Origin of the sequence: Leptothoe sp. LEGE 181152 (genome assembly GCF_032906605.1) — a bacterium.
Lineage (GTDB): Bacteria > Cyanobacteriota > Cyanobacteriia > Phormidesmidales > Phormidesmidaceae > Leptothoe > Leptothoe turfae.
Genome location: NZ_JASATU010000017.1, coordinates 181594 through 204070, shown reverse-complemented (window position 1 = coordinate 204070; position 22477 = coordinate 181594). Strand labels below are relative to the sequence as shown.

The window sequence follows — 22477 nt, the reverse complement described above, 5'->3', positions numbered from 1 at the left end:
GGTAAAATTGCTAGGCACATTATTAGGCCTGGAATGACCGCTGAAAAATCTTCTCCCGAAACCACGTTGGGAACATCACTGCAAACCATGGTGAAGTCCAATGCCAGATTGGTGGCCATTGCTATGGCAATCGCCGTGGTCATTCGACTATTTATTGCAGAACCTCGATTTATTCCATCTAACTCGATGGATCCAACCTTACATATTGGCGATCGGTTGCTGATCGAAAAACTCTCCTATCGTTTCCATCCACCGCACCATGGCGATATTGTGGTGTTTGAACCACCGCCACAGCTCCAGGCCATTGGCTATCGGCCTGAGCAGGCCTTTATTAAACGGGTTATGGGTTTGCCTGGTGACACATTAGCTGTCCGTCAAGGTCAGGTCTATCGCAATGATCAGCCCCTAACAGAACCCTATATTCTGGCTGCTCCTAACTATGAGATGACCCCAGTCGCGGTGCCAGACAATACTGTTTTTGTCATGGGAGACAATCGTAACGACAGTAATGATAGTCACATTTGGGGTTTTTTACCCATAGAAAATATAATCGGCCATGCTACTGTACGCTTTTGGCCCCCGGATGACTTAGGAACGGTTTGAAGTAGTAAGTAACTGGTTCAAAAGAACAGACATGGACCGCAGGGCGCAATGGCAAAGCTCTAGTCTTGAACAAGGATTAGGTTTTAACGGCGGAATACCGAACCTCTTTCCCTTACAAGCTTTGCTAGGCTAATCAAGAAAATACCGTAACGGCATTGTGCGATCGCAACGAGGAGCTTGGCTATGGCAGCAACTGACTTCAAAGATTATTACCAAATTCTGGGGGTCAGTAAATCCGCTAGCACGGACGACATTAAACGTGCTTTTCGCAAGCTCGCTCGTAAATACCATCCAGACGTTAACCCTGGCGACAAAGTAGCTGAAGCCAAATTTAAAGAAATCAACGAAGCAAACGAGATCTTATCGGATCCGGAAAAACGTCGAAAATATGACCAGTTTGGCCGTTATTGGCAACAGGGGGGGCGTGCAGGTGCAGGCGCAGCCCCGGGCGATTTTGGTGGCTTCGACTTTAGCAACTACGGCAGTTTTAATGAGCTACTAAATGAACTGTTGGGAGGGTTAGGCGGCGGCTTCCCCGGTGGAGCCCGCACGACCTATCGTCAGTCCACCGGTGGCGGCCCAGGGTTTGGGTTTGAAACCGCTGGGGCCAATAATAGTGCCCAGTTTGACCAAGAAGCCAGCATCACTCTGGCCATGTCAGATGCGTTTAATGGTTCTCAGAAAAAGTTTCGCATCGGTGGTGATGCACTGACAGTCAAAATTCCAGCCGGTGTAAAACCGGGTAGCAAAATCCGTCTGCGGGGTAAGGGACAAATGAATCCTTACACCCAGCAGCGGGGCGACATCTACCTGACGGTAGATATTCAACCCCATTCTTTTTTCCAGTTTGATGGCGACAATAACCTGGTGTGCGAAGTCTCTATCTCTCCCGATGAGGCCGTGTTAGGGGCCAAAATTGACGTCCCTACCCCTGACGGTAGTGTTACTGTCAATATTCCTGCCGGGATTCGCTCTGGTCAAACCCTGCGTTTGCGAGGTAAAGGATGGCCCAAACCCAAGGGCAGTCGCACCGATCAGCTGGTAACGGTGATGATTAAAGCGCCCAAAAGCGTTACTGATAAAGAGCGTGCTCTGTACGAGCAACTGCGTAATGTACGCAGCTATAACCCCCGACAAGAGTTGCAAAATGTCAGGCTGTAGGCTGTAACTAGTTAGCAAAAAGCGAGTAGAGTCATTGCCTACTCGCTCTTTGTGGGGTCATTTTTTGTGGGGTCATTAACGGGTGAAAGGGGCGCGCTATTGGCTAAGTCTGTGACGTAGCGTTCACCGTTATATCGCAGGACAGGAACCGCTTCATCCATTTCAGGCTCAGTTGTGTCAGCGGGAGCATCCAGGATGGATGCTTCTTCCAGACTGTGTTCCAGATCTGTGACAATTTGCCCCTGATGGTTAAGCTGGGCAGCCACCTCAGTTTGGTCTTCTAAATCCCCTGTGTAGGACACCAGATTGGAGAGGCTGTTGAGTAAATCCCGCACATTACTGCGTAGGGTGGGATCGCCGGTCAAGGTGTCCACATCGGCCATGATTTTTTGGGCGCTCTGAAACACATCGCGGGCGGATTCGATGGTTTGCTGTAGCAGGACTAAGTTTTCGCTGGTGTTAAGTCTCGAAGAAATATCCCGCAAATCCTGGGATGCAACGGCAGCATTGGTGGCTAAAAGCTCAATGTTGTTCACCAGAGTGCCATCCTGGATGACGGGGCTGAGGGTATCTAAAGCCAAACGCAACTGCCCCGTGCTAGCACTAATGTTGTCAAGGGTAATGGCCAGATCATCTTGGTTGCTGGCCAGCATCGTATTGACCTGGGTCAATGTGACATCTAATTGCTCAGATGTACGTACAGTGGTTGCTTCTAGCTGGTTAGCTGCTTCCGATACAGACGCCAAGGTCTGGCGTGCTGATACGGATAGGGGTTGAATTTCATTGCGTAGACTTTGAGCCATCAAAGTCACTTCATCGGTCAGGCCAACGACGTTACCCGAAATTTGGCGAGTATTGTCCAGAATTTCCCTAGCATCTGCCAAGAGCTCAGGGTCGGCAAGGGCCTCAGAAATCTCCTGGGAGGATTCCAGTAAATCCTCATAGTTCACCCCCACCAAGCCATTCACCCGGTCGCCATTGCAGAGAATTACGCTACTATCACAGTCGCGTGCAATGGGCTCAGGTAAGGAATCGTCGTTCACACTGACGTCTGATGGCGGTTGAATGGCAATCGTCGTTTCACCAATGAGTCCCGACTGACTTGTTTTAATGACTGACTCGGCGGGAATACGCAGGTCTGATTTATTGATCTGAATCTCGACTACCACTGTATTCGAGCTTGGGGTCATGCGAGTAATTTGGCCGACTTGCACACCACGATAACTAACGGCGGAGCCTTCCAGGATACCGTTGGCGCTTTCAAAATCCACCAACAGGCGATAACTACGCTGACCGTAGTTCACACCTCTTAGCCATATAACCAGACCGCCAAAGAGGGCCACACCTGCCAGTACTAGCAGGCCAACAGAGCCTTCACGAATGGTTCTTGCACGCATTAGTTTCCTATGGGATTAACGGTAGATAGTACAGCCAGTCGTACACCCTGGGGAAAATTATAAAGGGGAGTCTAAACCTCGTCTATATCTAGAAAGTCGTCCCATATTCAGAAATATTGTTCTGATCCAGGGAAATGCGCGGTTTCAATTTCGCTACATTTAACAGAATCAATTGGTAACTCGAATCGGGCCGTCGATGGCGGCACTAAAAAACTGTCGGACATAGGGGTTAGGGGTAGAGTCAATGTCTTCAACAGGTCCCATCCACTGAATGGAGCCTTTGTGCAGCATAACGACACGATCGGCGGTGCGACGAATTGTGCTGTCCTGGTGAGTGACAATTAAATAAGTGCTACAGCCCCGGTTGCCATGGATGTCACGAATTAAATCTTCAATCACCGTTGAAGCAATGGGATCTAATCCGGCAGTTGGTTCGTCATAGAGCAAAACCGTTGGCTTTTCTTCGGCCTCACGGGGATTATTGATGACGGCGCGGGCAAAGCTTACTCGCTTGCGCATACCGCCTGAGAGTTCGGCTGGGTAGCGATCGCAAATGTTCGGTAGCCCCACCATCTCCAGGGCATGTTTAGTCAGTTCATTAATCTCACGTTCTGCTAAATCAGAGTTTTGATATAAGGAAAACCCGACATTTTCCTGTACTGTCAATGAATCAAACAGGGCTGCCTGTTGAAACACCATGCCAATATTGACCGGATCGTTGGTCGCATCTTCAATCAACCCGTGGCGCTGCTGGCCAGCCACAAAAACATCGCCATTGTCAGCAGCGAGCAACCCCGCAATGATGCGCAAAATAGTCGATTTTCCCGTACCTGATGGGCCGATGAGGGCGACGGCTTCACCGGGCTCAACAGTTAGGTCAACATTGTCAAGTACCTGATTGCTACCAAATCGTTTAGAAATACCCTTGAGTTCAAGAATTGGGGTATCCCCTCCGCAGGGAGACTGGGGAACAATCGCGTTAGGTTCTGGGACAGACATGGCGGTGGTTGCTATAACTCGCTAACGAGCTGGGGACAGCTTATGACAAGATAACCCAAGGTTATAAAAAGGGCGTGAGAGATAAGCCTATGCTCTTGTGGATCGGTTCAATTAGGAAGTTTTTAAAGCGTAATATCCGATTTGTTTGGCAAGAAACAAAGGATTTAACCCCAGTGAACAAGCGCTGGGTACGCTGGCTTCTACCGGGTCTTTTAGTCAAACGCTGGCTGTTTCTAAGCACAGTGGGGGTGCTCCTGGTGGGTCTAGGGGCCATGATTTGGTTAAGATTAACCCCCGTCTTTTTGACCGTTCGATTTGTATCTACGGTACTGCGTACGATCACTCAGCTGATACCCCGATACATTAGTGGACCGCTGGCCATCATCTTTGGATTATCCCTAATTATTTGGGGGCAAAGTCGTACCCTGGGGTCAATTACGGAAGTTTTGCTACCGGGCAGCCAGGAAAGTAGCCTATGGGATGCGATCGCATCCCATCGTAAACTCAATCGCGGTCCCCGCATTGTGGTTGTTGGCGGTGGAACGGGCTTATCTACCATGCTACGCGGGTTAAAACGTTACAGCGCTAATATCACTGCCATTGTGACCGTGGCAGATGACGGCGGTTCATCAGGGCGACTACGGCGGGAAATGGGCGGTCTGCCCCCTGGCGATATTCGCAACTGTCTGGCCGCCCTGGCCGATCAAGAAAAACTGGTCACTGAACTTTTTCAATATCGCTTTAGCAGCGGCAGCGGTCTCAGCGGCCACAGTTTTGGCAACCTGTTTTTGGCCGCCATGAACGAAATAACTGGCGACTGGGAAAAGGCCATTGAGGCCAGTTCCCAGGTACTGGCGGTACGGGGTAAAGTGCTGCCTTCCACCCTCAGCGATGTCAAGCTGTGGGCAGAACTCAGCGATGGTCGGCGGATTGAGGGAGAGTCGAATATTACGAAGGCGCGGGGCCGCATCGTCAATATTGGCTGTACTCCATCTGCGCCACCAGCTCTGCCTAAAGCCATCGAAGCAATTAAGGAAGCTGACTATATCATCATTGGCCCAGGTAGCCTTTATACCAGCATTGTGCCGAATCTACTGTTGCCCGATATTGCAGATGCGATCGCATCTGCCCAGGTCCCCCGTGTATATGTGTGCAATATCATGACCGAACCCGGTGAAACCGACGATTACAGTGTTTCTGAGCATATTCGTGCCATTGACCGAGCCTGCGGTCGCCGGTTATTTGATGCTGTCCTTGTGCAAAAACGTTCACCCTCGACAGCGGCACTAGAGCGTTATCGCAAAGAGGGGGCAGAGCGAGTGGTGTTTGATCGAGATGCCGTCATCGCTTCAGGTCGCCGCATTGTCATCGCCAATGTCATGCATGAAACCGAAAAGGGCACCATTCGCCACGACCCACCACGACTGGCTAAGGTGCTCATGCGTTGGCACGCCAGGGTTTATTGATCATTATGTAGGTCAAACAATTATGTGGAGACGTTCCATGGAACGTCTCCACATAATTATCCCTTAGCAAAAAAACGATTTGATACCCAGTTAATCACACCGATGGCGATGGCCCCTGCCATCAAAATACCAATGGAGGGCATAAATAGGGGGTCCCACAGGCTGTACCAGATGTCGAACCCCAAATTAATATGGGCAGCTTTGCCTGCTAAGGACACTACAAACCACCCAAAACTGAGCAGCACAAAGAAAAGGTTGATGGTTAATGCTGTATTTAACCAGTTGATTAAGCGATCTTTCATTCAGACAACAAAAGCGACTTACGGTCTAATAGGTCAGATTATCAACCCTAAAGGGCAATTAATCGAGCACAATCGGAGCAAACTTGACTGAATATTTGCCCCAAAGTCATCAGTAGATCGCCCGGAGATAGCAAATATGATGACATTTTTCAGTAAAGTTTAATGTCTTAAAAAGGAAACTCTTAACACTCTAACAAACACCGAAACAGTCAAGTACCAGCCTCTTATTAGTCATATTTAAGATGCACATTGACCTTGAAATTGGCATCGCAAAAAGACAAAAAAATATGGCTGATCCAATCAGGATAGCCATACTGTAGAAGCTGAGTTTTACCGACGGTGAACAACAGAAGGGATGAGGGGTAAGGCCCTACACAGCATCAACATCAAGTCCTTGAGAAGCTTTTAAATTGTCAGGATCAACGTAGTGGCAAACTGAATCATCGATACAAATTAAAGCCCAACCAGACTTTTCGATTCCCATCAATTCATAGGGCCCATCCTGAACAAAGAACCCCTTGTGGTTTCTAGTTTCAGGCTTAACTTCTACAGCATGCTTATCCATTTTTTTAAGACTCCTTGCAACGGGGTGAGTTCCAACAAAAAGAAAATCTTATTGGAATCTTTTCTTAAGCTTATCAGTTCCTTTTTATTCCGAGCGTTAAGTTATCTGACCTCAAAAAAATGCAAAAAAAAGCGGGGATCATTGCCCCGCAACCCTTACAAAAAGCTAACGAACACCCACTACCCGACGTTTGTTAAGGGGGGGTAGCGCCTGATGTTTTTAGGGTAAAAAAACAAAAATTCATAAATTTCTGTAAACCCTTAAAGTATCCCAAGTGGATCGTACGTTGACGCCACATGCCCTTTACAAACAGGGGTTTCAGCTATTGAAAATCCAGTTTTCTACTTTTTTAAGACTGGCCCAATCGGGTTTTCTAGTTAATCCTTCTTTAAAATTCTGCCGTATATCGTCTTGAACCTCCTCAACTGACATCACAAGTTGAGTTGCTAATTCGATATGTTCCCGTACTCCTTTACGACCGCTATCAAGAATTGCGATCGCAATGTTGATATGGGCTTGAGGGTCTTGAGGTGTGATCTTAATGGCTTTCTGAGCAGCTTTATAGGCAGCAGTAGGTTTCTCCGCCAGTAAATAGAGCCATGACAGGCATGTGTAGATAGCACTATTTTTGGGTGCCTGTGCGCTAAGTTCCTTGAACATAGGAATCAGAGTATCGACACTTTCACCTGCCTGGTAGCGGTTCAACCCCTCTTCAAACAGTTCATCAATGGTTTGGCTCATGGGAAGTTTTTATCGAAAACCTTCCCATTTTAAGCCGCCTTAGGCACTAAACGACTTGCCACAGCCACAGGTTTGGTCAGCGTTGGGATTCGTAAATTGAAAGCCACCACCGATGAGGGCATCGCTATAGTCGAGCACCAGTCCGTAGAGATAGAGCATGCTCTTTTTATCACAGATAACCTTGAAGCCTTCATAGTCAAACACTTCGTCGTGCTCGCCAAGATTGCCAAGGGTTTCAAAGTCCATCATATAAGACATGCCAGAGCAGCCTCCCTGACGTACCCCGACTCGCAGACACAGGTCATTTCCCTGTTTCTCTTTTAACGCGAGGAGGTGGGAGAGAGCCGCCTCAGTCATCATGATTCCCTGTTGCGATTGAGTAGCTTGGGTCATGGGTCGTGTGGTTAACTAAAATTCTGCCGTTAATACTTATATAGTGTAGCTTCAGGGACTGATAGAGCGCTTTTCTAGCTTCAATGGCAATCATTGAATACAGCCACGTTTATTACCCTCAATAGTTGAACAAATCTATCGGGACATAGCCAATGGTTTGATTCTTCTCCACAATAGAGGCTGTTTATATACCCATATTTATGCCTCCACTGAGCCCGTTTACCCGCCGTCGTATTCAAAAGCTACCCCAAACGGATAGTGTTTGGGAGGGGGGACGTTTTTCTATGCCTGAAGCCCAGGAAGATGAGCGTGACTGTATTTTGTGGATTGATGGCAATCAGGGGTATGTACGCAGTGTAGATCTGATCTCTGCCAATAGTGGGTATGACGCCGTAGCGCGGAGTTTACTGCAGGCGATAGAACATCCCCAAGGACCTGCTGAACCAAGCCGTCCCCAGAGAGTTGTTGTCAACGATCGAGAGTTACAGTTTTTTTTGCGGGGTGTGCTTCAGGATTTAGAGATCGATGTTGTCTATGGGGCTAAGCTGCCTTGGGTAGACGAAATTTTTGATCATGTGTTGTCCCACTTCTCCGTACCGTCCTCCTCTTTGCCGGCAAATTACAGCGAGAGTCTTCGTCAAAAAGCGCTGGCGTTGTGGCATGAAGCGCCTTGGTATCAACTTAGTGAGCAGGAACTACTGGCGATTGAGTTAAATCAATGGGATGTGGATACGCTGTATGTGTCTATTTTAGGCATGGCCGATGTGGACTATGGTTTGCTGTTTTATCGCAATTTGGATTCACTATTGCAATTTCGTGAGCGCGTTCTGGATTGCGATAGCATCAGCGCCGATTTACCCATGTCTATGTCTCCCCAGGATCTACAGCAAATTTTTCTGACGCAGGACTGCTTTTTTCTAAACTACGTTGTCGAACGCCCCCGCCAGCCAGAACCTGATGACTATGAATTTGGCAGTATCCACCCCCTTGAAGGGATGCGCCATGAACTAGATGAGGCGGAGGCCGCTACGTTGATCGTGGCATTAGAGGCCCTGCATCGCTTTTTTAAAAAAGCGCCCGATCCCCTTAATGTTTTAGAGCCCATTGAAAAAACCTTCCGAGTGCCTAACCCTATGGAAGGCAGCCATCCTAAACAATGCACGGTAAACGTGAAGTCACTGCCAGAGGTTTCGACTAATTTGATGGCAGAAACTGAGGACATGTTGGATCTAGGAGAGAATTTTGCCAGTGGTCCTATCTTGCACGATGATCTTGTCCCTGATGGCGCTCTGATTTTACTGACCAAGCTACCTCCAGACCGCCTCAAGCAACTGCGCACTGGAAACATGTACTATCAGCCTGTTGCTAGCGTTAAAGCTAGCGCCAAAAAAGCCGCTTGGCCTGTGGTAATTGTTCAAACATCTCGCCCTAAAGCCATGGCCCTGGTTGAGCACATCGAGTTAATCGGCGGGATTAAGTCCATGTGTTTCAATCCTGGTCATGATCCGTTTAGTCAGCTCACATTTCAATTGGGTATTTGGCAAGCTGGTGATAATAGTTTCCACCTATTCCATGAATATGACGTGAGCGATGGTCAACATCGCACTGCCCTAGATAAATGGCATCAACAGCAAATCAAAAGTCATGGTTGCTGCGGCGTTATGATTGCGGCAGGGGTGACGGGACGAAATCGGGGAAATCCCCAGGAAAAAGATGTTGTGGCCTTTTTAGAAGTTAATTTTTGTCCCCCTGAAGCCCTCAATTTAGAGCCCCTAGTCTTGAGCTATGCCTTGGAATAATGTGGGGTATACGTCAGTGTCGCCATTCAATCTTCAAAACTCAACCCTGAAAACGGATGCACATCTAGTAGTCTGTAAATCTTGAACGTGATGCACTACGATCCCCCTTCATAAATTCCTCAGATTCTTTACCTACAAAAGGTATGGGAGGAACTATGGACGGCGGAGTCATTGTTCAGGGAGGACGACATGCTATTTGTGAAAGACATTATGACCAAGCCTGTGATTGTCATTCGCAGTTCGGCAACGGTAGAAAATGCAATTTGGCTGATGCGGACTAAGCGCGTGCGATCGCTAATTGTAGAAGAGGCTGAAGGTCAGGGTCCCTATGGGATTGTAACTGAGAGAGATATTATCTATAAGGTGATCGCTAAGGGCAGCTCTCCACACTTTACTCGGGTTAGCAATGTAATGCGACGTCCTTGTATCCGCATGCCCATGAATGCCACGTTACAGGAAGCGGCCCAAATTTTCTCAGCCACAGGTGTGCATCGAGCTCCGGTAATTGAGGATGACCAGCTACTGGGCATTATTTCATTGACGGACATGCTGATGAAAGGACACCCAGGTGCCCTGTCTCGAGATGAACTCTCCCAACGAGTACAAACAGCGTTACAGCATGCTCGAATCATTGATGATGAAGATGCTCAGATTCAACAAGAATGTGACATCGCCTGGCAAGTACTTGAAACCATGAAACCCCAGACGGTTACTTCGGTTTAATGGGGGTGTACCTATCGTGGAGTAGGGGTAATGGCTATGGGAAAAAGCATGAACACTCGATTTCGAGATCGCACCGAGGCAGGCCAGAAACTAGCGCTACAGCTCCAAGCCTACGCCAATCGTGCGGATGTTTTAGTGTTAGCCCTGCCACGGGGTGGGGTGCCCGTGGCCTACGAGATTGCCCGCACCCTCAACCTAACCCTGGATCTTTGTTTGGTACGCAAGTTAGGAGATCCCGATAATAAGGAACATGCCATCGGAGCCATTGCCGCAAATGGTGCACGGGTGATTAACTATGACGTTGTCCGCTGGTTGGGAATTACTAAACAGCAGCTTGAAGAGATTACGGCCAAGGAGCAGCAAGAGTTACAACGCCGAGAACAGGTGTATCGCGGTAATCGCCCTAAAGTCAATGTCTATGATCGCATTGTTGTTTTGGTTGACGATGGGTTAGCCACTGGGGCAACTATGCGGGCGGCGGTGATGGGGGTGCGATCTCAATATCCAAGGCAGTTGATTGTAGCTGTACCCATTGCCTCTCAAAATGCATACCAACAACTTAAAAAGCAGGTAGATCGGCTGGTGTGTTTGTGTATTCCCAACCGTCTGTTTGCCATTGGGCTGTGGTATGACAATTTTGAGCAGGTCACGGATGAACAGGTTTGTACTTTACTGGATCGCTTGACTGTTGCGCACAATCTACCAGGGTAAAGTCTGAATTTAGAGAGATCCAACTAAACTCTTGAATTAAAAAGATTTCGGCGACCAACAACAATGTTTATATCAGGCTGTACAACACCATTAAAGCAAGCTTTTGGGCAGGTAATATTTTGTGCAACAGCTACGTATAATATGCGCCCAAAGAGATGTTTTAACCGGGCCAACGGAGCAAAACAACTTCTTCTCTAAGATCTACTTCGGTCTTAGACGCACGTCTTGTGCGGAAAAGGTCGATACCCATCAGTTCATAACCGAGATCTTGAGCAATGTGGGCGAGCAGGGAGCCCGTGGGGATATGCACCTGTAGGTAGGATGCCTGGTCCCCAACAACGTAGGCTAATCGGGCATTGGGACGGAGTCGCGATCGCAAATTAGCCAGATGACAGGCCATCCCACCAAAATAAAGCGTTGTTGCCCGCGCATACAGTCGAGAAAACCCACTCGTTTTACCCAGTTCTTCCCGTCGTCGATTGATGGTATCGGCAATCTCTAAAATCTGAGGATAGTTTTGAATCCATCGATCATCATCGTCATCACGATAGACACAACGGCTATTAGACCGCACCAGTTCATGCTTAATTGCTTGCAAACCAGCCTTATTTTCCAAAAATCCCAGGAGTACTGACTCTAGACGGGTAGTCCGGGTATAGTCTTTTTCATTGGGATAGGGAGGTGATGTGATCACCACATCAACCGAGTTGGGCGCAATATGACGATGGGGCTGACGGGCATCCCCCAAATGCACAACAGCAGACTGGGTTGGTGAAAATGCATTCCCTAAAGCACTCAAATCCTGGACCATTATGTTGACCTGTTGTAACCAATGAGCAACCACCTGAGCATCGGACTTGTGTTTGCGGGAAACACTCACCTCCGGAGCAAATCGTAGATTGCTCGCAAATACCGCTGAGTTCGCTAAGGCAAGGCGGTAATGTCGCCAAGCGACGCTAGAACGGTCTCGATCAATATGCCCTAACAACGTCAGAACTTTTTGGAGCGGACGGGGACTAATGGCATCTTTAAACAATAAGCCAGCTGCTTCTGGAGATAAGCTTGGGGCAAGATTTGGTAATAGCTCGAACTCTTCCCGCACGGCTGCCGCAATCACCTCAGCGGTTTGGGACAAATGCTCCGGTAGCGGTGACCAATCTAGTTTTACAGAGGATGCAAAATGCGCCATTGGATTTGCTTCTAGCCCAACGGCAGGTAGACCCAGTTTTTTCGCTTCAACGACAGTGGTTCCTGTTCCAGAGAACGGATCTAAAACAACAGTTTGTTCAGTCGCTTGCAGTCGATGTAAATAATGTCTCACTAAGTGAGGCGGAAAAGACAAGACAAACCGATACCAGTTATGTATAGCTCTATCCTTAGAGCTCAGTTGGTTACGGGCTTTACGACCAAGTTCAAGGTCTAAAAGATCTGAGTCAGACAACGTAAGAGATGCCATTAGTAACTGTGATAAAACGCTTGGCTTGGCCCCATGCAAAATATAAAGACTTTAAATTCAGCGCAGATCAGCGTAAGTGTTGGACTAAGAGTTTGATACCTTATTCAAATATGGACCAGGGGCAGTATAACGGATGTTGTCTTTCAGTACAAATGAATTATTATGACGGGTATAACAAAGTGTCGCATAGAGCTCGGCTGAATGTATTGGTGTAATTTGGCATTCTAAGGATGTCAACCAAATCACGTGAGACAGCTTCGACACAATAAGCGTGAGTTAGTATTGCGCTTCTCAAATTTAGGGCGTCATCACATTGCCGGAAGCGTTACGAATCTGGCACGACTGGGGTCACTTAGCTTAGTTAGTGTGGTCTGGCTAGGTTATTGTCAAGCGCCATTGCTGTGGGTGGTGTTGATGGCAGCAGGCATTTTATTGATCTTGGTAGAGCCCTTTGTGCCAACACTCTATCCTGAGGTAGCCACCTGTATATTCAACAAAGCGTTTAATCGGTTCACCATTGTCCACGAAATTCCTCGGGGTCGAAAACGTCAGCGACGGGTTAATCACTATCACCTCAGCCACATTGAGCAAGTGCAAGTGTATCGTCAGCGAGTGGGGTTATGGCGTTTGAACTACGTGATGATCATCCGAGTGTCGTCCCCAGCCAATACAATTATCCATGTCAATGGCTGGTCAGATCAGGTGCTGATTCAAACGGGTGCCCGCCCCATTCAGCTGCTATCTAAGACCGTTCGCTATCATCTGGGTCGACGCACTGCCGTTGATTGGTCTTTCATTGATGTTCCCCACGGATTACCCATTGCTGAAATTGGTCGCAGGATTGTTTCTCGTAACTCTATGGAACGGTTGGATAAGTTTGACCTGCGACGGTTAGCCCACACCATTGAGCAGTTTATTTGGTCGCCGTGATCGCTCGTACCATACCCAGACCGAGAAATGTTTTATTGCCAATACCACAGTAACGGCTAAAGTTCGTCAGCGCGTTGATACGCTTAATAATCAACGGATCCGCTGTACCTGAAATTTGAAATGTTAAATCACCGAGGCAGCCAATAATTGTTTTATTACCACCAATGGACACTGTGACCGTACGCAAATCAAAGGTTTTTGCAACAATGGGGGTAATGGTGTCAGGGGCGAATACCAGTCCACTGTAGCGATTCCAGCACTTGCGCAAACCGTGAAAAACAGCATCGCGTGTGGGTAGTGGAGACTCTTGTTCTCCCTGGCGAAAAACCGCAGGTGTAATGAGCTGAAACGTCAAGTGACGGTTACTGTCAGACGCTTGCTTATACAGTTGTTGATAACTAATATGGCTGGTCCATTCTGGAATATTGGCCGGTGCAAAATTTGTGATGTGTAACCGCGCAGGTCCCAGATACCAAGGTTTACGGGCAGCTACCTGTTCCAATCGTGAGCTGATGTGCTTAAACAGCCCATCATCTAGTAGAGCAATCCGCCACCAGCAGTGAGATCCGGCGGGCATTGAACTATTCGCATATTGAAATGTAGTGGTTTCTAACTGCTGACGCGGGAGTAAAAATTTAAGGTTGCGGGCTGACGTGGTTTGAGGTTGAGACGCCATCTGTAACGGACTCAAAGCAAACGCTCGATAACTATATGCTTGTAGCGTTTGACTCAGGTCTACATCAACGGCACTAATGAGGGCTAAAAACAATCGGTGTAGATGATATCCTCGAAGATATTGGAACGGGATAGTTGATTCCGCAACTAGATTAATCACTAGACTTTCTGGCATGCCGTTGGGGCTCTTGGCCGTGGTAGATATCCCTTTCTTCTAGATGTAATAGTGATGTCCAGGACAGTTATCGTCGGGGAAGTCAGGGTGTTCACTATAGCTCGGCAAGCCCCAAAACAAATAATCCCAGTCTAGTTCTACGACCAGACTGGGACACAGCAGACTATAGACCATATATGGATAAAGATGCTTGGGGCATGATCGACCTAAGCACCGGCTGAAACCTTGAGTTTTACCGTTTACTTAAGAAGACGAGTGATCCGAATGTCATATTCAGTTGCTTTAGGATATTCTTGCCCTGCTTTAAATAGTGCAGTGTCGTGGGCATCTGTGCGACCACTGGCATCTATTTCATAGCGAGTCGCCATAATACGATTGCTGGCATGATTTTTCCCAGCACATTCTTTAATATCGACGAACACTTCAAATGTGTGCATGATGGGCTCTCCTTATCCGCCGGGTAGCAATATCGGCGAATACCCAAGTATGTTGTGTCAATCTAGGATCACTGATGAGTTAGCCGAAAATAATTGATGAATCTTGGTAGTTCGACACAACTAGTTTTAGAAACATGAAGCCTGAGCCCAGCTATGAGAACGTGAGAAATTAATAATTTGAAGATGAAAAAACACCGTTTGCGCACTCTGAACGAAAAGCTGTGCGGTATGATATCACCCGAGTAGGCTGTTTACTACCAAGCATTTGAGAGCAGCTGAGCACGTAAGCATCGGAGAGTAATCGTGACTATTTACGTTGGAAATCTGTCATTCCAAGCCACAGAAGATGATATTAGGGATGTATTTGTCGAGTACGGTGAAGTGGCCCGCATTACACTGCCTGTTGACCGTGAAACTGGTAAACGTCGTGGCTTTGCCTTTATCAACATGGTCAAAGATGAGGAAGAAGATTTGGCCATTGCCGAATTAGATGGTGCCGAGTGGCTTGGACGTGAGCTACGGGTGAATAAGGCTAAACCCAAAGGTGATGACAGCCGCCGCCCCAGCCGCAACAGTAACTTTTCCCGTAACCCTCTTTAATGTTTAGTTTTTCGCCAAACTGATCACCATCCCTTCATGGGCCAGCAAAACTTGAGGCTCAACATCTTTAAGCTGATGTGCGAAGGCCTTTAACATGGCATCAGTTTGGCGAGGACCATAATGAACCATGGCAAGTCGTTTGACCTGGGCTGCCTGGGCCAGGTTAATGGCCGCTTGCCATGGTTTCTGGGAAGACGGAATTTGGATCTGATCGCACATATCTATATATAGGCCATCGTAGATGAGTAAATCTGCGTGATGGGCTAGAAATAGTAGATTTTCGTCAAGATGCTCATAATCAGTATCTGTGGCATATACCACCGACTTGTCCTGATAATTCAGTCGGTATCCAAGGGCATTATTGTCAACATTTAAGCCGATGGGCTCAATTTGAACATTGCCAATTTGCAGGGTTTCACCAGGGGTAATGTCATGGAATGTGAGATTAGCCCGCATGGTGTGTAGGGGAAGCGAAAACCCTGGTTTAAGCATCTGTGTTGTTAAACACTGTTTGATGGAAGCCCCATTGGCAGCTATTCCACCATAGATATGAAAGTGATTGCCCGCTTCAAAGGCTGGTAAAAAAAATGGAAATCCTTGAATGCGATCCCATTGGGTGTGGGTAAAAAACAGATGGCCTTCCACAGGCACTGACGTTTGATATAAGGTTTCACCTAGCACCCTAAGACCGGTGCCACCATCAAAAATAAAACGCTGTTGATCGGCCAAAACCTCAATACAGGATGTATTGCCTCCGTAGAAGGCTGTGGCTGCACCTGGTGTTGGTACGCTGCCACGCACCCCCCAAAATTTAATCAAGAGGCCCGATTGAAATTGTAGTGTGCTTTCTGTGCCTGACATATAGGCAGATACACTCACGGTGTGTATCCCCAAACTGTACGCATGCTCATGTAAGGTTGGTTGTCCCCTGTAACCTCAAGGATACTAGTAGGCATTATAGGGACACATTTTATACGGTGATGTATCCCTATAATGCTTAATCCACTATTCGGAGATTACTAGCTCCATACCGGACTACTTAGCAGCAGCAATACACTTTTCTACAAGAGGTTGCACCTCATCCAGGCCTTTCCAACCCAAGATTTCGGTTACTTTCTTCTCCAAGTTTTTGTAGGTTTTAAAGAATTCTGCAATTTCATCTAAACGATGAGATGCAATGTCATCTAGAGTTTTAACACCTGCATAACGAGGATCTTTGTCAGGAACACATAAAATTTTCTCGTCACGATCGCCACCGTCGATCATTTCGAGCATACCGATAGGTCTAGCTGCGATCACACATCCAGGGAATGTGGGTTCATCCATGATGACCATGCCATCTAGGGGATCGCCATCATCAGCTAATGTGTTGGGTACAAAACCGTAGTCATAGGGATACTGAACAGACGAGAAAAGGACGCGATCTAGGGCAAATGCATTGATATCCTTATCAAACTCATACTTATTCTTGCTGCCGCCTGTAATCTCGATCAATACGTTGATCAGACCTGGCTTAGGCTGAGCAGGAATACGAGATAAATCCACGATACTTCTCCAACTAGTAATGAGCAGTCGGGATAAACGTAAACCGTCTATCCCGATAGCATTTTAGGAGAAAAGGGAGACAGCACCCACGGAGTGGTTAGATCTTATTCGTTTGTTTGTATTGCCGAGTAAGGTAAACCATTCAGGGTATCGATGGGTATTGATGAAAAATAAGTTACCGTAAATAGGGGCAATGTCAGGGTTGCTAAGGCAATAAAAGTACCTAGTAGTTCTACAAGTGGACTATGAGGGGGTTCAGAATTAGACTCTAACTGACTGGCAGATTCCATGCTGGAGGATATGCAAAAAATGATAAAAAACTAAGGTATACGTTGCTCTCATTGACGTATAGGCCTTGGAGGGTATGAATTTAAAGATGTTAAGTGACCCTATGGTGGTCTGTTCATAAAGGAGTAGTTTGTGATGGGTGCTAACTGCCGACATCCACTAGGGTAAACATCAACGGGGCCATGCTAAATTCCTGCCGGTATATGTCAAAATGCAAATCTTGACAATGCTCACTTGATCCAAGGTTAGCACTGGTTTGTGGATCTAGACGCAGCTTAAAATATAAAGTATAAGCCGTATCCAAGTTCATGGCTTGTCCAACACTATGGGGCAGTCTAATGGCTTTGTTCTATCAGCTCTCGAATCACCTTCAGTTCAGCCAGTACCTGGCGTAGAAGTTGATGGGTAATGGTTTCTGCTGGTTGGCTAATTTCAATGGTGACCTGTTTAATCCCTAAAACATCTTGAGCAAAGCGGGCTACTTCGTTGGGATGGAACATCAGCGGCTCTTCTTTATGCTGTCTTGATTCAGGGTTAAGACGCTTATGGTCAAATGGGGGATTAAGAATTAGAGCATCGGTGTTGGCATAGCGATAAACCGATGCTCGGGAACGGTTTAGCACCTTTTGCACTGATTCCACACTCATGAGGTTATGGGTGTCAGCTTCGACGGAAACGTGGGGCTCGAGGGTATTAATGGCTGTAGTGACACTGTCTAATGCATTGGTTATGTCGGACATGGGGAAACCAATCTTTGTTTTATGGCTAGACACACTCTACGCATATTGAGCCTCATGTCAATACTTAGGGTCTATTTTTAAGACAATGAGTGGTTCTTAGTGTTCATGGGCTTGACTGCCTAGCTTTTTGCAACATGTGATGGTGGGGCTACATGAAAGTCTTAATTTGAGATTCAGAGTCTTTACATTGGTCTTGTTTTGAAGTTATATAGTCTTGTTTTGAGATTTAATTTGCGATCGCACCTCTCCTGCTCCCAGCTACCCCATTGGAGTTGTGTCAGGATGTCAACAGAGTGTGTGATTTAACTGCCGATTCAAGCTGCCTAAAACTCTCGTTCTACTTTGACTAACGCCTCAATTGTCAGACTAGTGGGTGCTTCTCCACCAAAAGCTGTGCCGATGCGCTTATCAGTAAAGTGATCAAAAGCCAGGTTGTAAACCTCGTTGGGCAATGGCACATACCCCACCACCTCTGACTCACCAACAATAGCCTCAGTGAAATAGTCATAGGTGCCTGACTCGACTGTACTTGCATTGATGGCAGCCTATTTTTAGGTTGGATAGTTTAATGCTATTGCAGCGGTCATATTTGTAAGAAACGCTTTGTCTCAAGGCAAGATCAAGATCGCAATCTCAAGACTCACATTAAGTCAGTGAGTCTTATTTTAAGACACGAAAGATGCCTATGATTGTGAATCTATCTCTTGAAGGTGATAGAGACGCAGTAAACTTAGGTCACTTTTTTGGGAATGTTGCCATAAACTACAGGTTATTTGTGTCGATTGCGATCGCAAATACTGCAATTCCCAGCTATAGATTGGATAGGGGTATCCTAGGGGTGCGGCAGACTTTAAAGGATGTTTTGACCTAAAAGTAGTTCTCGAAATTTAGTCCATCTTTAGTCCATAGTCCTTTTAGGTACCTCTAAAGTTATTGAATTTAGATGGTTTTTAGTTTTTGATTGGCTGCGGTGTACGCAACTAATCAATTTGATTTTCAAGATCGGCTTTCTTTGTGACTGCGACCATAAAATATCCAATTTTGACGCTTTATGGTCGCATTTGTGGTGTGACACTTTATGGTCGCAATGATGCCGCCAGAAATATGGCACAGTGCAAATCAAAATCTCGCTCTACATGGCACTTGGACCGTACGTGCTTTATTGCCGATGCCTGAAAATTCATCTCCAGTTTTTGGGCAATAGTTTTTGTCAATACATTTGTAAGTATCAATATCTCAGCCTATGATGCGTGTTGAGAGCTGAACTCAGCACTTGATACTGGTGATTGATAAAGTAAAGCTCCACAAGCCATACAGTCTGTAAGCTTATGATTGGATACGAGTAAAGGTTGCAAAGAGCCGCATCGACGGCACTTACGTTCCAGTCGGGTCATGTGTTGTGGACAATCATGCACTGTCCTAATCTGCCAACTTAGGGGCTTATAGATTATGCTGCTCTTCTCCTGCCATTCTATGTAACAGGCTGGGCACCAAAATTGAGTGCTGCGAAAGATATATCCGTTGCCTTTTTCCGTCGAAAATATACCTGTATTTATTAGGCAACGCAGGTCATCGCGAAGTGTTAGACCTTCGAGTATTTCCACTATTTGGTCTGATACCTTGCTTGAAAGCAACCAAATTGCTAGCTCATCAAAGTGTTTAATCCGATTAAATTGGGCTCTTTGCCTTCTATCCAGTCGCGGATATATCTCTTCGCTGATGAGATATGAAAGATTTACTTGGTGAGACCAGGCTAAACGAATAAGGTAGCTGCTAAGGCTTTCTACTTGGGATGTGCCTATTCCAATAGGTTTAATAGAGTTCAGACGACTGCGTAATGGAATACCAGGTATATCTGGTTGCCATGCTCCATAAAATTGGTGAGGTTTAACTGGCATCTTTGGCTTTGCCTACCGGTCTGCGTTTGGGCTTTGGTGTACCGACAGCCTTACGCTTAGCTTTTTCTATGGTTTTATGTTTCGGTGCGGTATCTTTTGGGAAATCCATTCCTAAAGCAGCTCTTAGCTCGTCTTGAGATGTCCTTGGCCTTAAACGTCGCTCTTCTTCCGTAATTTCAGTAAGCATTTTCATACTTTGATCAATTGAAAATGCATGTCTTTCTAAATCTCTAATAGTTAGTTCCTGATCATGCCCATCATTGCTTAGAACAGAACCTAAAGTTCTAGATAGCCAGTCTTTCAAAATGCCCACACAGCCGAGACTTCGCTCATAACATAATTCCCAATGATCCAGGAGATTAGGTTCTGTCTCCAGCGGAAGATGCCTCTGAAAAGAACGAACAATGCTTCTAAAAATCTTTTCATCTTGGGGGCCATCCATTCTATATCTGGGAAAATGAATGTTTGTGCTACGACGAGTTAGTTGGGCACTCAGATCACGTAACATGACTAGTTCGTAGGTACCCACCAGAATGAATTGGTTATTGGTAAGATTAGCAATAGATTTAAGAGAGTCAGGTTGCTCCTTTAATCTTCGACCGCTACTCATTTTCCCGACATTTTGTGCTTCATCAATGAAGAAAGCATCTGGGTGTCGCTGCTGTAGAGAGGTTTCAAAAGCTAGTCTAAGCGCCCACTTTGAACTACTTTGAGTATTCGCAATTCTCCCACGGAAGTAGGATCCCATTCTATGTTCTAAAAAAGGATCATTTAGCGCCTTCAGTGCTCTGTAATAAAAATCCTTCCAATTAAAATTGCCATCTTCTGATGCAGCAGCTTCAATTCCCACGATGGGTATATAGCTTTTGTCCTCCTCGATTTTGTGCAATGACGATTCAATAATCTTCTGCGTAGTTCTTTGCAATAATGTAGACTTTCCTACTCCTGTCGGCCCAAAAACAAAAACTAGTTGAGATCCAACCGGACTTTGAATGCAAGCCATTAATTCCTTTGCAGCTTGCAAAAGTTTAGGATGAGCCATTGTGTAAGATAAAAAATAGGCGATCCTATCTTCTACGGGGCTTTTTAATAGCTCCCTTGGAAAACCATCTGGATTCATAATCAAAATTCTCCATAGTATTCCAATTCTTCAACTGAGAAATCATTTTTTAAGTTTTCTGATTGTTCATTTTGTATATCAACTGTCTGTACTGCTTGCTCTAAATGAACTGTATGGTCGTTTCGTATTAATTCATTGCCCTCGACTACTTGAAAAACAGTCTTATCTTCAAGAGCTTGCAGACGTTTTTGGAGTAGCTTCCCCTCTTTAGCTTCAACAGAATTCAAAAACCTGACTAGTTCTTTTTCTGTCGTAGTAGTCTTATTTACATCTAATTTTTTGCGGCGATTGAGGTCTGCTGTTAAAAGCCTAATTTCTTTCTCGGTACGTCCTTTGAAATATTGCGTGTAGTTCGATACGCACTCTACCCATTGGCCTTGAACATAAGCATAGGCAACACTTGCATCAAACGGATCATACTTAACATCGACCATCGTCTTTTCAATTTCAGGGTCTCGAAAAGCATTGCACCAGTAGTAGATGTTGTTGATTTTCACCCCATGACTTGGCTGAACTTTTCGTTTACCGCGTTCCGGTGCAGGCAAGGTCAGCACATGAAATGACTCATTGTAAAGGACACTTATATGAGTCCGATTACCTCCTATGGCCAATCCACTTTGGTAGAGACTTCGAGGACTGGTACCCAAAGCAGAATGTTCGCGTTGATCATAGATTTCGTAAGCCCATTCACATAATGCTTGGTACAAATCACCAATTGTCCAAGTTGCAAGCTTAGCAGGGGCTACAGACTTTGTAACTTGGCGAACATTTTTCATGATCTGGGTGTTGCCTTGTAGCTCGTATATCAGTTGAGAATTTGCGGTTCCAAACAGACGCTCAACAACAGAACCAAATCTAGCTTGGGCAGGTGGACGATACTTTTGCGTGCAGGAATAGTAAGCAAGTAATTGTTCAAAATAGTGGCTATGAAATTCCTTGCCGTTATCAACCACAATAGTCTGGGGAAAGCGATTAAATCGCTTCACACAAATCCTAAGCGCCATCATGCAGGATCGATAGCTAGGTTCCTCATAGGTAATATAGACAGCCAGTAAACGCCTGCTATAAGCATCAACCATGAATGTTGCCCAAGGGCGACCCAGATTAAATGGATTGCGCTTTGATATCGAGGAAAATTTTCTCGATGACCAGTCCAATGGCTGGAATGTACAGAAATCAGAAATCCGTTCTGTTCCTGCCTTATCTAGATTGTGGTTCATTTTGGCAGTGGCCACTCTCTATGTAACCGCCCAAGGCGTTGAGGTGGTAGAAACAGGTAAACGTCGATGGATAGACACCCACTGGTTTCGAGGAAACAGCTATTTTCGGATTGGTTGGGAGTGGATCAAGACAGCTTTAGAGAATGGCTGGAACCTGATTCGCCGCGTTCGCTTCACCAGTAATCACGATCCTGACCCAGCCATGGCTTCGCGAAAACAACATGAAAAACGACAGTATCGACTGGAGTTCAAAATACAGACGTATCAGTATGCTGCTACATAGTTTTGTCAGTCAACCAGGTGATTTCATCAATTTTTTGAAGGCGATTTCCCCGTCCTTTATGCTTAGGTAGTAATCCTATGTAGCCAGCGCCGTATATTGCTTCTGCTTCTAGATAATTATTGCGCCAGCGCCGAAGTTTTCGAGTTGGGCAAGTCGGAGCATCGCTATCGAGATAAGGAGCTAGTTCTTTAAAGCGAGAATTAGCAATACTGTTCAGAGTTTTCCAGTGCGCTCTGTAAATAGCAGTCAA

Annotated in this window: 27 protein-coding genes; 9 read left to right on the top strand and 18 right to left on the bottom strand. The window is 46.2% G+C overall.

What is annotated here, in order from left to right:
* Positions 1-87 precede the first annotated feature (87 nt).
* Positions 88-603 carry a signal peptidase I gene (gene lepB / locus QGP82_RS09250; RefSeq protein WP_250566207.1) on the top strand — a complete coding sequence of 172 codons (516 nt, stop codon included), beginning with the start codon at positions 88-90 and terminating at the stop codon, positions 601-603.
* A gap of 183 nt (positions 604-786) precedes the next feature.
* Positions 787-1764, top strand: a complete 978-nt coding sequence (locus QGP82_RS09245) for a DnaJ C-terminal domain-containing protein (RefSeq protein WP_163664062.1) — start codon at positions 787-789, stop codon at positions 1762-1764.
* 38 nt (positions 1765-1802) lie between these two features.
* Here the strand turns inward: QGP82_RS09245 and QGP82_RS09240 are convergent, their stop codons facing one another.
* Together QGP82_RS09240 and QGP82_RS09235 are read right to left on the bottom strand one after the other, a co-directional pair.
* Positions 1803-3161, bottom strand: coding sequence for an MlaD family protein (locus QGP82_RS09240; protein WP_163702178.1), 1359 nt, complete (start codon positions 3159-3161; stop codon positions 1803-1805).
* A gap of 168 nt (positions 3162-3329) precedes the next feature.
* Entirely contained in the window at positions 3330-4160 is an 831-nt protein-coding gene (locus QGP82_RS09235) for an ABC transporter ATP-binding protein (protein ID WP_163664066.1), read from the bottom strand.
* A gap of 89 nt (positions 4161-4249) precedes the next feature.
* Here QGP82_RS09235 and QGP82_RS09230 point away from each other — a divergent pair, with 89 nt between their 5' ends.
* A complete protein-coding gene (locus tag QGP82_RS09230) occupies positions 4250-5626 on the top strand; it encodes a gluconeogenesis factor YvcK family protein (protein WP_163664068.1) in 1377 nt (458 codons plus the stop codon).
* A gap of 56 nt (positions 5627-5682) precedes the next feature.
* Here QGP82_RS09230 and QGP82_RS09225 read toward each other — a convergent pair whose 3' ends face one another.
* From QGP82_RS09225 to QGP82_RS09210, 4 genes are all read right to left on the bottom strand, one after another.
* Positions 5683-5928, bottom strand: a complete 246-nt coding sequence (locus QGP82_RS09225; RefSeq protein ID WP_163664070.1) for a DUF8620 family protein — start codon at positions 5926-5928, stop codon at positions 5683-5685.
* 370 nt (positions 5929-6298) lie between these two features.
* On the bottom strand, positions 6299-6493 hold the full coding sequence (locus QGP82_RS09220) for a hypothetical protein (protein WP_006514008.1): 195 nt from the start codon (positions 6491-6493) through the stop codon (positions 6299-6301).
* A 318-nt stretch (positions 6494-6811) separates the two neighbouring features.
* Positions 6812-7234 carry a tetratricopeptide repeat protein gene (locus QGP82_RS09215; protein ID WP_163664073.1) on the bottom strand — a complete coding sequence of 141 codons (423 nt, stop codon included), beginning with the start codon at positions 7232-7234 and terminating at the stop codon, positions 6812-6814.
* Positions 7235-7273: 39 nt separating this feature from the next.
* Positions 7274-7627 carry a HesB/IscA family protein gene (locus tag QGP82_RS09210; protein ID WP_006514010.1) on the bottom strand — a complete coding sequence of 118 codons (354 nt, stop codon included), beginning with the start codon at positions 7625-7627 and terminating at the stop codon, positions 7274-7276.
* Between the two features lie 200 nt (positions 7628-7827).
* Between QGP82_RS09210 and QGP82_RS09205 the strand changes: the two genes are divergently transcribed.
* The 3 genes from QGP82_RS09205 (at position 7828) to QGP82_RS09195 (ending at position 10860) form a co-directional block, all read left to right on the top strand.
* The gene (locus tag QGP82_RS09205; protein WP_163664075.1) at positions 7828-9426 is read left to right on the top strand and encodes a DUF6930 domain-containing protein; all 1599 of its coding nucleotides are present in this window, start codon (positions 7828-7830) and stop codon (positions 9424-9426) included.
* Between the two features lie 189 nt (positions 9427-9615).
* A complete protein-coding gene (locus QGP82_RS09200; RefSeq protein WP_163664082.1) occupies positions 9616-10149 on the top strand; it encodes a CBS domain-containing protein in 534 nt (177 codons plus the stop codon).
* Between the two features lie 48 nt (positions 10150-10197).
* On the top strand, positions 10198-10860 hold the full coding sequence (locus tag QGP82_RS09195) for a phosphoribosyltransferase (protein WP_163664084.1): 663 nt from the start codon (positions 10198-10200) through the stop codon (positions 10858-10860).
* A gap of 160 nt (positions 10861-11020) precedes the next feature.
* Here QGP82_RS09195 and QGP82_RS09190 read toward each other — a convergent pair whose 3' ends face one another.
* Positions 11021-12316, bottom strand: coding sequence for a DNA methyltransferase (locus QGP82_RS09190; RefSeq protein WP_499058547.1), 1296 nt, complete (start codon positions 12314-12316; stop codon positions 11021-11023).
* Between the two features lie 246 nt (positions 12317-12562).
* Here QGP82_RS09190 and QGP82_RS09185 point away from each other — a divergent pair, with 246 nt between their 5' ends.
* Entirely contained in the window at positions 12563-13246 is a 684-nt protein-coding gene (locus QGP82_RS09185) for a hypothetical protein (protein ID WP_499058546.1), read from the top strand.
* Here QGP82_RS09185 and cas6 read toward each other — a convergent pair.
* Both cas6 and QGP82_RS09175 read right to left on the bottom strand, forming a co-directional pair.
* Positions 13230-14096 carry a CRISPR-associated endoribonuclease Cas6 gene (cas6, locus tag QGP82_RS09180; RefSeq protein ID WP_163702168.1) on the bottom strand — a complete coding sequence of 289 codons (867 nt, stop codon included), beginning with the start codon at positions 14094-14096 and terminating at the stop codon, positions 13230-13232. The two genes, QGP82_RS09185 and cas6, sit on opposite strands and share 17 nt — an antisense overlap.
* Positions 14097-14335: 239 nt before the next feature.
* Positions 14336-14533 (bottom strand): hypothetical protein, encoded by a 198-nt coding sequence (locus QGP82_RS09175; RefSeq protein WP_006514017.1) that lies wholly within the window; start codon positions 14531-14533, stop codon positions 14336-14338.
* Between the two features lie 303 nt (positions 14534-14836).
* On the opposite strand from QGP82_RS09175, the gene rbp reads away from it, so the two are divergent.
* Positions 14837-15133 carry an RNA-binding regulator gene (gene rbp, locus QGP82_RS09170; RefSeq protein WP_006514018.1) on the top strand — a complete coding sequence of 99 codons (297 nt, stop codon included), beginning with the start codon at positions 14837-14839 and terminating at the stop codon, positions 15131-15133.
* Positions 15134-15136: 3 nt separating this feature from the next.
* Here the strand turns inward: rbp and QGP82_RS09165 are convergent, their stop codons facing one another.
* The 8 genes from QGP82_RS09165 to QGP82_RS09130 form a co-directional block, all read right to left on the bottom strand.
* A complete protein-coding gene (locus QGP82_RS09165) occupies positions 15137-16012 on the bottom strand; it encodes an MBL fold metallo-hydrolase (RefSeq protein ID WP_348917943.1) in 876 nt (291 codons plus the stop codon).
* A 156-nt stretch (positions 16013-16168) separates the two neighbouring features.
* The gene (locus QGP82_RS09160) at positions 16169-16678 is read right to left on the bottom strand and encodes an inorganic diphosphatase (protein WP_163664090.1); all 510 of its coding nucleotides are present in this window, start codon (positions 16676-16678) and stop codon (positions 16169-16171) included.
* Positions 16679-16782: 104 nt separating this feature from the next.
* Positions 16783-16968 carry a TLTLP motif-containing protein gene (locus tag QGP82_RS09155; RefSeq protein WP_006514021.1) on the bottom strand — a complete coding sequence of 62 codons (186 nt, stop codon included), beginning with the start codon at positions 16966-16968 and terminating at the stop codon, positions 16783-16785.
* 333 nt (positions 16969-17301) lie between these two features.
* On the bottom strand, positions 17302-17706 hold the full coding sequence (locus QGP82_RS09150; RefSeq protein ID WP_499058539.1) for a DUF8631 domain-containing protein: 405 nt from the start codon (positions 17704-17706) through the stop codon (positions 17302-17304).
* Positions 17707-18029: 323 nt separating this feature from the next.
* Complete coding sequence (locus tag QGP82_RS09145; RefSeq protein WP_284681982.1) at positions 18030-18164, bottom strand: hypothetical protein; 135 nt, start codon at positions 18162-18164, stop codon at positions 18030-18032.
* Between the two features lie 783 nt (positions 18165-18947).
* Complete coding sequence (locus QGP82_RS09140) at positions 18948-19604, bottom strand: TniQ family protein (RefSeq protein WP_499058537.1); 657 nt, start codon at positions 19602-19604, stop codon at positions 18948-18950.
* Entirely contained in the window at positions 19594-20724 is a 1131-nt protein-coding gene (locus QGP82_RS09135) for an ATP-binding protein (protein ID WP_499058535.1), read from the bottom strand. The genes QGP82_RS09140 and QGP82_RS09135 overlap by 11 nt, the downstream gene beginning before the upstream one ends.
* 2 nt (positions 20725-20726) lie before the next feature.
* Positions 20727-21803 carry a transposase family protein gene (locus QGP82_RS09130; protein ID WP_499058533.1) on the bottom strand — a complete coding sequence of 359 codons (1077 nt, stop codon included), beginning with the start codon at positions 21801-21803 and terminating at the stop codon, positions 20727-20729.
* Between QGP82_RS09130 and QGP82_RS09125 the strand changes: the two genes are divergently transcribed.
* Complete coding sequence (locus QGP82_RS09125) at positions 21802-22227, top strand: hypothetical protein (RefSeq protein WP_499058531.1); 426 nt, start codon at positions 21802-21804, stop codon at positions 22225-22227. The two genes, QGP82_RS09130 and QGP82_RS09125, sit on opposite strands and share 2 nt — an antisense overlap.
* Here the strand turns inward: QGP82_RS09125 and QGP82_RS09120 are convergent.
* Positions 22220-22477, bottom strand: a complete 258-nt coding sequence (locus QGP82_RS09120; RefSeq protein ID WP_499058529.1) for a hypothetical protein — start codon at positions 22475-22477, stop codon at positions 22220-22222. The genes QGP82_RS09125 and QGP82_RS09120 overlap by 8 nt on opposite strands.